The sequence below is a fragment of the Colwellia sp. BRX10-3 genome (assembly GCF_014077505.1).
Taxonomy (GTDB): domain Bacteria; phylum Pseudomonadota; class Gammaproteobacteria; order Enterobacterales; family Alteromonadaceae; genus Cognaticolwellia.
Window position 1 is genome coordinate 690,476 of record NZ_JACGWA010000001.1, and the last position, 14,875, is coordinate 705,350.

8 protein-coding genes are annotated in these 14,875 nt (G+C 38.8%); 1 reads left to right on the forward strand and 7 read right to left on the reverse strand.

Annotated features, from left to right (window positions below):
- Positions 1–125: 125 nt before the first annotated feature.
- Positions 126–6,578, reverse strand: a complete 6,453-nt coding sequence (locus H4J38_RS02970) for a LamG domain-containing protein (protein ID WP_182129289.1) — start codon at positions 6,576–6,578, stop codon at positions 126–128.
- 266 nt (positions 6,579–6,844) lie between these two features.
- On the opposite strand from H4J38_RS02970, the gene H4J38_RS02975 reads away from it, so the two are divergent.
- Positions 6,845–7,198 (forward strand): hypothetical protein, encoded by a 354-nt coding sequence (locus H4J38_RS02975; RefSeq protein WP_182129291.1) that lies wholly within the window; start codon positions 6,845–6,847, stop codon positions 7,196–7,198.
- 94 nt (positions 7,199–7,292) lie between these two features.
- On the opposite strand, the gene H4J38_RS02980 is transcribed toward H4J38_RS02975, so the two are convergent.
- The 6 genes from H4J38_RS02980 to H4J38_RS17345 form a co-directional block, all read right to left on the reverse strand.
- A complete protein-coding gene (locus H4J38_RS02980; RefSeq protein WP_182129293.1) occupies positions 7,293–11,486 on the reverse strand; it encodes a LamG domain-containing protein in 4,194 nt (1,397 codons plus the stop codon).
- A 247-nt stretch (positions 11,487–11,733) separates the two neighbouring features.
- Entirely contained in the window at positions 11,734–12,276 is a 543-nt protein-coding gene (locus H4J38_RS02985; protein WP_182129295.1) for a PEP-CTERM sorting domain-containing protein, read from the reverse strand.
- A gap of 192 nt (positions 12,277–12,468) precedes the next feature.
- Positions 12,469–12,954, reverse strand: coding sequence for a pilus assembly PilX N-terminal domain-containing protein (locus H4J38_RS02990; RefSeq protein WP_182129297.1), 486 nt, complete (start codon positions 12,952–12,954; stop codon positions 12,469–12,471).
- Entirely contained in the window at positions 12,944–13,765 is an 822-nt protein-coding gene (locus H4J38_RS02995) for a PilW family protein (protein ID WP_182129299.1), read from the reverse strand. Before H4J38_RS02995 ends, H4J38_RS02990 begins: the two co-directional genes overlap by 11 nt.
- Positions 13,765–14,376 (reverse strand): prepilin-type N-terminal cleavage/methylation domain-containing protein, encoded by a 612-nt coding sequence (locus H4J38_RS03000; protein WP_182129301.1) that lies wholly within the window; start codon positions 14,374–14,376, stop codon positions 13,765–13,767. Before H4J38_RS03000 ends, H4J38_RS02995 begins: the two co-directional genes overlap by 1 nt.
- Positions 14,366–14,863 (reverse strand): prepilin-type N-terminal cleavage/methylation domain-containing protein, encoded by a 498-nt coding sequence (locus tag H4J38_RS17345; protein ID WP_310733435.1) that lies wholly within the window; start codon positions 14,861–14,863, stop codon positions 14,366–14,368. Before H4J38_RS17345 ends, H4J38_RS03000 begins: the two co-directional genes overlap by 11 nt.
- Positions 14,864–14,875 lie beyond the last annotated feature (12 nt).

A 14,875-nucleotide genomic window follows, 5' to 3' on the forward strand; every position in this document is an offset into this window, starting at 1 on the left:
TACTTTTGTTATTTCAATGACAAAAATATCATGAAATATTACGATATTTTGACATTCACTAAGCCAAGCTAGGGTTAAATTGCATAAAAGCCACCAGTTAGCTCAATACGACTAAAAGTTAAGGCTTAATTCGCGATTTCTCGCCATGAGATAATTCGGTCGTTACCGCGATAAATACCAAAGCTTAGTATCGCACTTGGGTTGTCATCGTAAAAATTACCATCATTATCTGTATCGACGTTATCCCATTTAAACTTCAACCAACTGGGTACTTCATATTCCCATTCAAGTGTACCTTGCTTTCCTGGAGTACTGAATGACAACTGCGCCTGAATACCGAGGTTAAAAACACCTGAAACACTAGCTATGGTATCACTAACCTGTATTGCATCAGTATCAATATCGATTAAACGATAATCCCAAAGATTCATGTTGCCTGAATATTTAGCACCCGCTTTTTTATCACCTATCAATGTGGATAAGCAGGATTCATCGGTATTTATGGTAAAGTTTGCCCCGTCATAAACTTGCACATTTAACGGCGCGCGTAACTTGGTATTCTCTGAGCCATATGAGTTTTCTAACACCATACGAGCAAAGCGAATTTCTACGCCATCTGTCAATAGCTTTTCTGTCGCATCGATACTACTACTGAGTAATACACCATCACTATCTTCTATTTGGTTAGTAACAAAAGGTATTTGCGCATTAAAAGGCACTAAAAAACTTGTTTCATTTTTGTTATAACTAAAATGGTCATCACTTGAAAAGGTATAAAGCCACTCACCCGCGATAAAGTTGCCGTTAACATCAAGGCTTGCACTTAAATTACCGGCCAACATAACCGCAGTTAAAGCAACAGGGTTATCAGCAAGGCTGCCGACTATTTGTTGTGTTTCGTCATGTGTTGGTAGCTTAATATCAACACCCGTTGCCAACAATTTCATAAAACCTTCAGGCTCACCCAAAGTATAGTTCTTGGTGACTCCGTCGTTAGCATTGTATGCTGTAATGGTTATTTTTGGTAAAAGACTATAAGCAATAGCGCCTTTATCTTCACTGGTTCGTTGACCGGTATAGGTCCAATCAGAAAATGCACAAACACCTAACCCATCAATGTATGGATAAGCATCAAAATTACCCTGATGGTTTTCTTTTACTGATTGTTTAAAGTAGGCTGGTGTAAAGCGACCAACGTATGGAACATTACTACTTAAGGGCCCTGCTCCTAAATAATTATTACTGCCACTCGTATCAGATAATTTAGCAGTGAAACTGATAATACCTACTTCTGACCAACTCAAAGAGTTAGTGTCTGTACTGGTCGATGGTAGACTAAAACTTTCGCCAGTTATCGTTCCTAATTCGCCGTTACTTGGAGCGACCTTTTTATGCTCTAAAATCACATTAGAAATAAAATTAAACGCCGTATTGTTATCACTTAACACATCGTTTAAGTCAGCAATTCCATCGTTATTCGTATCATCAGATTGCTGCCATTGCTTGGCTGTAATTGTCGTATTGAATTGCTCCCCTGCCTTTTTAAATATATTGCCGCTAGCGTCTTCTGATGCGGGGTTACTCGATACTGATGGATCACCTTCTTTTGGGTCCACGTTAACATACAAACCAAGTGGCCTAACAACAAATTGATTACTATTACCTAACATATAACTCGTTGGATAACCTTCAATTGATATATCATAACGGGCATGTAACTGAATTTTTCCCGCACTGGGGTAACTCACGACTATGTTTGCGGTGTTGTCGATATTATCACCGAAATCTAAACTTACTTTTGTATATTCCGATGGTGAGATCGCATCATTGAGCGTTGTAATAGCAGTATCATTAATAACTACCTGACCTAAACTGCAAGTGCTGGGCTCAGTACATTCAGCAGCAAGTTCAATGTCAACATTACTAATCAGTACAGCTTCACAAACTCCGGTAGCTGTATCTGTTCTGATTGCCTGCAAGGATAATGTTTGGCTATTAAAACCAGTATTTGAAGGTTTACCAGACAATTGCGTATTAATATTATTTGAAACACCGTCAGCCAAAAATTGGAAACCTGTATCAGTAAAGTTCATATCACAACTACTACCAAAGCCTGAGCATTCAACGGCATTACTGGCAGTAATACTTGCACTATCAATAGATAAGACAATAGTTTCTGCAATGGTATGCTTGAAATTAACTGAGGTGATACCGGTAAAGGTTGCTGAGGTTTTAAGCACCATACCTGTTTTCGGACTGGTAATATTAAAATTCAAACTTACCGGCTCAGTAGATTCGCTTGAACAGTCACTATTCGTGCATGCTTTTATGGTAATGGGCTCAGCCGCACAGGTTAAACCATTGCCATCATGCACTATTTCATAATGATGAATAACAGGCTCAGCACAAGCATGACTTTGAGTATAAACTTGTTGAACTTCTGTTTGAGTAAGCGCAACATCAAAGAGCTGAACTTCATCGATAAAGCCATCAAAGAAGCGTGAAGGTTCACTGTAATTTTGAGCTTGTCCTATGTGTAAAGGATCATTATTTAGAATTAGCTCATCAGTAAAAGTTCGAGTACCTTTTTCTATACCATTAACATATATGACTTGCTCGCCGCTTTTGTAAGTTATCGCTATGTGATACCAATTGTCAGTGGTAATACCGGCTCCTGACGTTGAAAATTCATTGGTTTGCCACCACCAATAAATTTCGCCTGTGGAGCTTAAGTGAAACTCATAATTTTCATCTTTAGAGACAATAGTGTGTAAGTCGGTGCTTGCACTGGGTAGGGTTTGGGGGTTAATCCAAGCCGTGATAGTCAGTTCTTTCTGTAAATCTAATGTTGAGTTATCTACAATTCCAACATAATCATCGACTCCGTCAAATACACCATAAGCACATGTACCTGGATTGCCGGTTAATGCAGAGGTGTCATTAAATGTAGTTGCACCATTAAATGCTTGGCCATTAAGAGTTCCTGAACTATCTATTACTTCGTCAGCAACACCACTCCACTGTGTTTCATCCATTGAATATTGGGCAACAGGATTAGCACAAAAGCTGTCATTTAACGCAAAATCGGCGGCTCCAGTATAAGAGGGATCCCCATGATTATTCATACTATGAAAGCGAAAAATCTTGGCCTTTACCGGCGAAAAATTAAAATTTTGTACTGACGTAATATTGCTCGCAGTAAATATATAGCTTGGCGTTATGGGGTTACCTAATAACTTAAAGTCGGCCAACCCAGTCAAAGAGGGATCGCCATGATTTTTAATAGTCACTATACGAGCGCCAATAATACCGGAAACAGTATCGTCATTATCAAGAGCTATACTAAATGGTATTGAATTCATCGGTAGGGTAAAAGTGCTCGCGGCAGTAACTGATTTACCAACAACTTCAAACTCTCGAAGGCCTATTAATGAAGGGTCGCCATGGTTATTGATGGTGGTTAACTTAACACCGGTAACATCAATAGGCATGTCGTTAGTATCAAGTTGAAAACTTTCTAACGTGCTTTGCATAGCTGCAATAAAGGTTTTAGTTTCAGTGACTGAAGGCCCTTGTAGCTTTAACTCCTTTGCACCAACGTAAGAAGGATCGCCATGGTTACTGATGGTAACTAGCTTCACATCCGTAACTTCCACCGGAATATCTCCATTATCTAAGGTAAAGCTTTCACCATTGCCATGCATAGCAGCAAGAAAGGTTTTCGTTTCAGTAACAGATGGCCCTTGTAACTTTAACTCCTTTGCACCAACGTAAGAAGGATCGCCATGGTTGCTGATAGTAATTAATTTTACGTCGGTTACCTCTTCTGGCACATCATCGCTATCAAAAGTGAAGGTTTCTCCATTGGCATGCATAGCGGCAATAAAGGTTTTAGACTCTGTAACAGATGTACCTTGTAATTTCAATTCTCTAGCGCCGATATATGAAGGGTCGCCATAATTTGTGATGGTACGAAGCCTAACGCCAGTAACGTCAATCGGTTGATCAGCTTCAGCTATGCTAAAAGTTTCTCCATTACCGTGCATAGCAGCAGAATAGGTGTATAACTGTCCTGACAAGGTGCCCGAAATTTTAAATTCAGTCGCGCCGGTGTATGTTGCATCACCGTAATTTGACAATGTTCTAAGACGAAGCGCGGTTACGTTACTTTGTGATGTAATTGCCCAGTTTTGTTGGTTACTATCCATAGCTGCAGTAAAAACAGTGCCGCCTGCCGGTGCATTAATAGCTTGCCACGCACCACCAGAAATTTGTACATCAACTTCGAACGTTTGTATAGATACATCGTTATTGCCATAGTTAATCAATGAGATAGTATCAACATTTATCGCATCGCCCATCACACCATCAAAATTACTATCAAAACTAAAAGCTAAGGTATTGGTTTGCTTGCTCGATAACCAACGCGTGTTGTTATCGCCATCATGAATATTTTTCGCACCATAGTTAGTTGAGTTATGTTCACTGTCAATCACAGTTAAACTGCCACCGTTTGCCGTTAACGCGAAGTTATAGTCAGGGGTATTTCCACCTGCACCTGACACGGGCAACTTTGTCCAATTACTATTGTCTAGTGTTTTAACTTCTACCTGAAACTTCTTAATTGCGCGGTCATCATTGCCATAATTAACTAAGTAAAAACTCTCTAAGGTAAAAACATCTTCAGCGCCACCTTGAATACCATCTTCATTAACATCGAATTGAAAGTCCAAGGTGTTATTGCTTTTTCTGCTCAGCCAAAGGCTATTTTGATCGCCATCATGAATATTTTTAGCTCCATAATTGGTTGCGTTATATTCACTATCTATCGCTATTAAATTGCCTCCGTGTTGTGCTAAAGCAAAATTATAATCGGCTTGACCAACAGTGGCACCAGGGGTATTAATTTTCGCCCAATTTGGGTTAGTACGCGTTTTTACCGCTATTTGAAACTCTTTAATCGAACGGTCATCATTGCCATAGTTGACTAAATAAATACTCTTTAAGGTGAATAAATCTTCAATCGCACCAAGCGTACCATTTTCATCGGCGTCAAATTGAAAGGCTAACTCATTGTTGCTTTTACGACTTAACCACAAGGTATTGAGGTCGCCATCATGAATGTTTTTCGCGCCGTAGCTAGTGGAATTATACTCACTATCAATAGAGACTAATGTGCCCCCATGATGAGACATCGCAAAATTGTAATCGGCTTGACCGATACTTGCGCCCGGGACATTAATTTTTGCCCAATTAGGATTAGCCTTAGTTTTAACCGCTAGTTGAAATTCTTTAATTGCCCGGTCATCATTGCCATAGTTTCGCAAGTAAATACTATTTAAGATAAAAAGATCTTCTGCTGCGCCAAGCGTACCATCTCCATTGGCATCGAATTGAAAGGCCAACTCATTATTGCTTTTTCGACTTAACCATAAAGTATTTTGGTCACCGTCATGAATATTCTTAGCCCCGTAGCTTGTTGAATTATATTCACTGTCAATGCTAACTAACGCGCCACCATGATGTGACATGGCGAAATTATAATCTGCCTCGCCAATTATCGCGCCTGGAGCATTTACTTTATGCCAATTGGGATTTGCTAAAGTTTTAACGGCAAGTTGAAATTGCTTAACTGAACGGTCATCGTTACCATAGTTTTCAATATTAATTTTATCGATGGCAAAAACATCTGCAGTATCGCCACCGGCTCCCGTTATACCATTGTTGTTGGGATCGAAGGTAAATTCGATAGTGTTATTACCTTTTCGGCTCAACCACTGAGAGTTTTGATCGCCATCTTGCATATTTTCAGCATGATAGCTTGTCGCATTATACTGACTGTCGACAGCACCGAGAATTCCCCCATCTTGATAACGACTATAAATATACTCTGCATCGCCAGCAGCAGTACCAGGCACCTGTAATTTCCGCCAAGTTGAACCATCGTTGGTAATTTCAACTTGAAATTGCTTAACAGAACGATCGTCAACGCCATAGTTAGTAACTTCGAGTTCATTAATGGTTATGCCGTTACCCGCAGAGCCATCCCAGTCGGTATCAAAATTATATTGCAATATATTATTGGATTTTCGAGATAACCAACGAGATGAACGATTGCCATCGTTGATATTTTTCGCTGAGTAGGATGTGTTGTTATATTGTGCATCAACAAAGACTTGCCTTGCGCCTTGCGCCCAACTTAAATAGTCAATATAACCAATAGGATTCTCATCGGCTACCATGGGCTTCCAGCCCGCGGAACCAGAATCTGCGCTTAGGGCTTCATTTTGCGTGGTCAATAATACAAATTGATTTACACCACGATCATCGCCGCCATAATTAGTTAATTCAAAGCCATTAAAGCACATGGCTCCGTTACTTGCTGAAAATTGAAAATTTAAATTATTGCTTTGGCTGCTTGACATCCACTGAGTCGTAGGATCATCGTCAAGCAAATTTTCCGCTGCCCATGTTGTACTATTATATTGCGAGTCTATTAGTGTGATGGCTGATGAAGCTAAAGCATCAGCGTATGTAAAACGAGTAAACAAATAGGCTATGATAATAATTTTTTTCATATAAGAAACAAATGTTCCCTGCTGCATGTGTGACTTAACCTTTATCTGAAACTGTTAACTGTACATTGGGAATATATTTAAAATACGAGAACTCAGTACGATGAGTTAAACAACCACTATAACAATTAAGTTATTTTTATAAATAAACCCGTGCAAAATAACGCCCTGAATTTAATTGTTTTTCTTTAGCTTGCTGCTTTTCATGGTTATTATTATACAATAATAATAACATGTAAATGGGTTATTAAACTTGAAAGGTAAATTGAATGAACGTCTCAACAATCAAAATAAGCTTAGTAATTTTATTAATAGCCGGTTGTAGCCCAGACCATAAAAAAAATAATATAGACTTAAATGAGTTAAGCGAAATTAAAACTATTGATGAGTCTGCGCTAGAAAAAGAATGGCAAGCTATAATTGAATTACGCGAAAAAAACCTACAATCCGTCGTTGAAAATCAAGCATTTGACAATGAAAAAACTTTACTTGAAGATGCAGATAACTTGCAAAATAGGACTGAAGAACAATTATTAAAAGTACAAGTAAGAGAAAAATTGTTAGCCGAAGAAGCACTATTAGAAAGCATTAAAAGCCGCGCTGCTGATTTAGTTACTCAATAGCTCAATCAGAACTTTTTCTGATAAAGTCACAGCAATTCATAAATACTGTGAACGACTTAATTTATCACTCTATCTAAGCTAGTTGGCTAGTTAGCTAATTCGCGATTTCTCGCCATGAGATAATTCGGTCGTTACCGCGATAAATACCAAAGCTTAGTATCGCACTTGGGTTGTCATCGTAAAAATTACCATCATTATCTGTATCGACGTTATCCCATTTAAACTTCAACCAACTGGGTACTTCATATTCCCATTCAAGTGTACCTTGCTTTCCTGGAGTACTGAATGACAACTGCGCCTGAATACCGAGGTTAAAAACACCTGAAACACTAGCTATGGTATCACTAACCTGTATTGCATCAGTATCAATATCGATTAAACGATAATCCCAAAGATTCATGTTGCCTGAATATTTAGCACCCGCTTTTTTATCACCTATCAATGTGGATAAGCAGGATTCATCGGTATTTATGGTAAAGTTTGCCCCGTCATAAACTTGCACATTTAACGGCGCGCGTAACTTGGTATTCTCTGAGCCATATGAGTTTTCTAACACCATACGAGCAAAGCGAATTTCTACGCCATCTGTCAATAGCTTTTCTGTCGCATCGATACTACTACTGAGTAATACACCATCACTATCTTCTATTTGGTTAGTAACAAAAGGTATTTGCGCATTAAAAGGCACTAAAAAACTTGTTTCATTTTTGTTATAACTAAAATGGTCATCACTTGAAAAGGTATAAAGCCACTCACCCGCGATAAAGTTGCCGTTAACATCAAGGCTTGCACTTAAATTACCGGCCAACATAACCGCAGTTAAAGCAACAGGGTTATCAGCAAGGCTGCCGACTATTTGTTGTGTTTCGTCATGTGTTGGTAGCTTAATATCAACACCCGTTGCCAACAATTTCATAAAACCTTCAGGCTCGCCCAAAGTATAGTTCTTGGTGACTCCGTCGTTAGCATTGTATGCTGTAATGGTTATTTTAGGTTCAAGACTATAAGTAATAGCGCCCTTATCATCACTCGTACGCTGACCAGTGTAGGCCCAGTCAGCAATCGCACAACTGCCTGTTGCACTGTGATAAGCATCAAGTTTACCTTTGTGCTCGGCTTTAACACTTTGTTTAAAATACGCAGGCGTAAAGCGTCCAATATCTTTATCTACCGCTTCAATCAAACCATTTACATTACCCAAACCACCATAATTAATATCTTGTATATCAATATTAATAACACCCACTTCATTATATTGAGCGCCACTAAATACAGCGGTGCCTTTATCACCCTCAGTGAAACTCGTTAATAGGGCATTTTGAAAAATTGCGCCCGTTGATGTGGTGCGACTTTGCCCTGCTGCGTAGATAAAGTTACCATCAACTGTGCCATTTAGTAATGGCGCAATACGCGATACTTTTAATTGTAATTGTCCGTCAGCTTGGCGATAGTTTTGTGTTAAACCACCCGCGACGTTAAGTGCGCTAACAGTGAATTCGAAATTATTACCCGCATTGTGTATGGTTGTGCTTATGGCACTATTCCCATTTAAAGCACCATTTAAGTTTGTTGCAGTTATTTCAAAACTATCAGGTTTTACCCAAAAATCATTTGAGCTACCAACAATAGTAAAATCAGCATTAGCGTATTTTGCATTTAAACGAATTTCACCTGCATCTAAGTACTTAGGCGTTGGTATAATAGCAATACTGTCGTTACCAAAGTTGACACTGACATTGTCGGTAAATAGCGGATGCTTTGCGATATTAGTGCCGCCAGATTGAAATGCTAATCCGGCGTTAAAAGCCAAGTCTGGAGTAACATTTTGCTGAGAAAGACTGATACTTACATTGCCGTTAAAAAGCCCCTCACAAACACCATTATTACTTTTAACGGCTTGTAACTTTAAAGTTTCTACAAACTCTACACCTGATGTTTGATGGCCAATTGTTTCACTATTAGTATCACCATAAAGAAACCTAAAACCTGCATCGGCAAAGGTCATATCGCAACTGGTACCAACACCAGAACATTCAACAGCATTACTGGCCGCAATACTCGTATTATTAATTGATAAAGTAATAGTTTCTGCCGTTGTATGACTTAAATCAATTATGGTGCTACCGATAAAGGTTGGTGAGGCTTTAGTGACAATACCCGTTGTTGGACTAGTAATATTAAAATCTAAACTTACCGATGCAGTACTTTCACTTGTACAGGCGCTATTTGTACAGGCTTTGATGGTTATAGGCTCAGCTGCGCAGGTTAAACCATTACCGTCGTGAACTATTTCGTAATGATGAATAACCGGCTCAACACAAGCATGAGTTTTAGTATACAGCTGGTTAATTTCGCTTGCATTCAAGGCGCCCTTAAAAACATGTACTTCGTCAATTGCGCCAGCAAAATGAAAACTACTGCCAGTTTCCGAAGAGTTGGCCGTTTCACCCCCTATACTTGCTGGTCCAGTATCTACACCCCAAGACCCTGTATAGGTTTGACTAATACCACCACCTGTTAACGTTTGTGCCACACCGTTAATATAAATTTGTCGAGTTTTGTTAACACTGTTATGAACCGCGGTCACAAATGTCCATGTATCTATCGCTATTACAGAAGTTGTATCAATAAAAACAGGGCTCACACCACGCGAATAAAATCGTAAATTTCCAATACCGCTAGCCTCATCACTTAAGCTAAAACCATAGCCTTGTTGATTATTTTCATCATCAATAAAAATCCTCGAACCACTATCTAAATCGCTCGGTTTAATCCATGCTGCGATGGTAAAGTTGTCTTGTAGATTTTCAAATGAACTAGGCAATTCAACATAATCGTCAACACCATCAAACACCCCATAACCACAAGTACCTGGGTTACCTGTTAATGCGGGAGAAGCTAATGCCGTATTTGTACCATTAAACGCCTGACCATTATAATTCCCAGCACTATCGATGACTTCACCTGCAACGCTACTCCACGAGCTTTCATCCAGTGAAAATTGAGCAATTAACGCTACACAGTTTGGACTTGCACGAACACCACCATCATAGTTAGCACCCACTCTTTGATTGTTATATATTGTTGCTACTTCATTGGCGGTAAGCGCGCCATTGAAAACAATAAACTCATCTAAGGGAGCCCTAAAACCTTGTGAGTCAGGTGTGCTTAAATCATCAAATGACGTACCTACATATTTTAATGTCCCCGTAGGAATAAGGTTAATAGCTTCAATAAAAACACCATCAATGTATAAATTAGTTTGGCCGTTTTTATAAACTAGCGCCATATGGTGCCAACTATCACTTAAATTTTTCAAACTATAAGTACCGTTTATAACTTGTGCAGGATTTGAACTATAAATAGCCCACCGCCAATCGTTATCTCTATCTATGACCAGTAAATCGCTGCCATTTTCCATTGCGCCAAGCACAAAATAACGATTGCCCGTAGTAGCCGTAGGCTTTTTAAACCAGGTAGAAACGCTATATCTGTTAGGTAGAGGAATACTGGTTTGCATGTGATGAGCAGCATTAGTAATTGCTAGCGCTCTTTCTATTTGTGCGTCAACAGAGGTATCTACATTATTATGGCTTGTGCCAGAATAATTGCCCAGTTGGTCGATAACTTCATTACCTGTGCCCGTGTAAGCACACTCATCAAACTGAAAATTTGCCATGGCAAAAGCTGGGGGTGGGTCTGTCACCGTTAAACTCACATAATCACTATAAATATTAGAGCTCTGAACGTTTCCTGACTTTTTTTCTCTGGCGACTACGTACAAAACCATAGCATTTTGGTTAGTACCACCAAAGTAATCTGTCATAGAACTGGTTACCTGACCACCCAGTGAGATTTCATTGCTAGTAGAATCTATCCTATCCACAAGCTGATAACTATTCAGTCTAAAATTCCAGATATAGAAATCAACGCCATCTTTCCTACCGTTGTTGTCATTTGTGCCATAACCGTTCCATAAAATAGTGAACTTTGTGATATCGGTTTCATCTTCATCTATATATATTTCAAATTGTGTATAGGGAAAATGGTTATTTGTCGAGGTTGTAGTTTGCTGATAACTCTGATCGTCCACCTTTAAGGCATTGTATTCAACTGAAGAGACTTGCGCTCCGAGTACTAAGCTAGATGGAACCTGTGTACTAGTTGAGCCTTTATAGGCAACGATATTGTTACCTGTTGTTCTGGTTTTGAAATCATATAAAATATCTTCGAAAGCACTGGCAGAAAATGACAGCAAACAAACAACCAGCAATAGAAGATACTTCATGTGTTACAACCCTTAAATGCCCAAAATAGCTGATTTTTACAGCCTAACTAAACTCGCGCTAAAACTCACGGTATGGAAATTAAATATTCAACAGTAATAAAGACAGGAAATTCAACACAGAGTTAATTTAGCGCTGCCTTATAACAAGCGAATTTACTGCTGCTATAAATCATTAAAGGTACCGCTATGTGGTTTAATAAGCAATAAAAAACCCGCATATAGCGGGTTTTGTAAATATACGATCAAATTATTTTGCGTTGCGCTTACGTAGTGTAAAGCCTAAAAGACCGGCAGCAAAAATGAATAAAGTGGTTGGCTCAGGAACTTTGGCAACTGAAGCACGAACATAGAATGTCTCGTAATTAAAATATTGTTCATTACCTAGATCATTTTTTTTACCTAAACGCTCACCAAATTGATCGACATCAACTTCAGTAATAATTGTGTTCCAGTAAGATACTGAATTAATTATAAAACCATTATTACTGGTAAAGTTAGACAACTCTAGCTCTAAAAATAATCTTTCTAGGTCAGGGTTCGAATTGGTATTAACAATCTCCATCCACCCAGTATGGAAATCTGCGGATTTAAATTCGTTAACTCTCTTACCATTATTAAAGTCATATAATTCATAATTTGTAACATTTACTGGCGAAGCCCAAGTCCAATCATAACCACCATATGAAATATAGGTATCTTCAGAAAGCTCTGTTGTAATAAGTCCAGCAATAGCAGAACTAGAAGCTAACAAGAATAACGCGGTAATTAATTTGAATGAATACTTGATCATTATAAAACCTCAACTAATGAAAAACAGCAGTAATTGTGCAATTAAATACAATAATGCAAGCATCGCGCCAAAATAATAAATCCATTGTAAATCAGTAAGATTTAAGAGCGGAGGTTTTATACAATCGCAAAAGTGTAAAAGAAACCAACAGTTATATTAGGGGCTGATACCATTTTTCGAGGTTGATAAAGGTTATAGGCTACGCGCTTCGACAGCAACTCTTCTCGATGTTACTTCACCATCAATGGTGCATTCGCCTGTGCTAGTGATGGTGTAATAGCGAATGCTATCTCGTTCAAAATCAACACAGCTAACACTGATATTACACTGAGTTAAACCCTGTGAATTATTAAAAGTAGGAGTTATGCTGTCAATAGCAGTTTGGCTTTTACAAACAACAGCATCACTATTTAACGGAAAAACTTCAGCTAACTGCCACTGCAAACCGCTTTGTGCTGCTGTGTAAGCCCGTGTACCCAATACCTCGTAGGCAACACCTTCTTGGCTCGAATCTAGCATATTAACTAAAGCTGCACCGAGTGCTGATAAAACAATAATAATAAAAATAGCAATAACTAATGCGCTACCTGTTTGCTTATTATTATACTGCTTTAGGTATGGCCGCTTTTGTAATTTACCAAATAATTTAGTTGTATTAAACGCTGGCTTAAGGGACATTGGGCACCTGTATCTCATTATTAAATACAATTGTTTCTAAATTACGGACAAACTTTAATCTTGTTAACGCTAAGCCATTTCTTTGCAGGGTAGCCGGAAAAGTTTGAAACGGTATAACATTACCAGACGATGAAAAATTATTAACATATTCGGCCATTAAAATCTGAGTTGCAGTAGAGTCTGGCGTGCCATCACTGTCATAATTGCCAAAGCTATAACCTTGGTAACGATAGATGGCGTTATTTTCCACACAATAACTGACCGGCAAGTCGATAAAGTACAAACGACTGGTGGGAGACTCTGCGTTAAATAATATGTTGCTCGCGAAATTAATTTTTGATGGACTTTGCTTATTCCCCGAATTGTCTACTGAAGAAAATGCTTCAATCACACCAGATGCAGTACTGTAAATATCATTACTGTTTAACGCATAAACGGCAACATATTGGGTTGTTGGCATAAGTGAATCTGCTAGCATAACCACATCAACACTGTTGCTTGCCGCCTCTGGTGCCACTGGAATGTCTAAATAAATGGCGCTTTTATCTATTGGCACAAACTCCAAACATTGATTATTAGCGCCGATAGTACGAATACTATTAGGCAGGGCATTTCTTACTTCACGGTTAAGCCGCTCTACGACGAATCTTGCCGTTGAAATCAACGCTTCACGGTCAGTGGCATCCGTATAACTTTTAGTGCCAAAACGTAGGAATGAGGTAATGCTGCTAGCCAAAACACCTAAAATTACAATAACGGTTACTAGCTCGACCAGCGTAAAGCCTTGCTGATTTTTAGGTAAGCTGCGCATTAAAAGTTCACCCGATAGACAGAAAAAACAAAGTTAAAATCTTGTGGTGTCGTTATAGTTACTGTTATGAATTTGGCCGTAAAATTGTTATCAGCACTGTCATTATCACCATCATAATCACTGTCATTAATAACCTGGACATTAGCTTTGTAACCTATATATAGGTCTGCTAACGAGTCATCGTTACCTAATGAACCTTCAATAATGGCTAAGCCGTGATAGTCATCAACATCATCAAAATTTTTTCGGGTTTCACCGCTATCAGGCCCTAGGCTCGCACTGGCTGTACAAGTTTCACCGTCTACTGCTTTAATTTCACCGTCATTATTATGATCTTCACCGCAGCGATAATATCCGCCTGACATTTCTGAGTTTTCGTCGAAGGCTTTACCCAGTATTTCATTGATCATTGACTGGCCAAGCTCTGCTGCTTTAATTTGATGCACTTGCTCTGCGCTTTGGTTAGCCAGCGGGTAGATTAGCGTGGTGAATATTGAAAAGGCAATCGATAGCACTACGATGCCGACAATGGTTTCGATTAAAGTAAAACCTTGCTGTGCAGTTCTAGCCAATGAAATGTGCATTGCAGGTGTGCTTTGTTTAGAGTGCATGAATATAGCCTTCTGACTCTATCTGAACGCTAATACTTTGTTCACCACTAATGGTGATTATGCATGGTGCAGCACAAGAAGGTCGCCCCATACTGTCGAATGAGAAACTATTACCAGCAAAATTAGTCGACAATGTAATATTGTCGCTACTATCTATCTGTAGTTTTGAAGCACTGTCTTGCCATGGTGTAGCAAAACTTAGTGACGAACCACAATTGTCAGGTGTTCCTAGTATGGTGTCGGTTACCAGTACACTATGACAATAACTACTATTCGTTTGTTGCATCGCCCTAGTCTGAATTAAGCGCAATTTAGCAATAGCATCAGTGCGATAAGCATATTCTGAAAAACCTTTAGCGTTGAAAAATTTAGGCGCTATCGTTACTGAGAGAATACCCAATATAATAATCACTACAATCGTTTCGATTAATGTAAAGCCACTAGAAAGTTTTTGTGGCGAGCAAATTATGGATTTTGTACTTGCCAACTGCATTTCCTC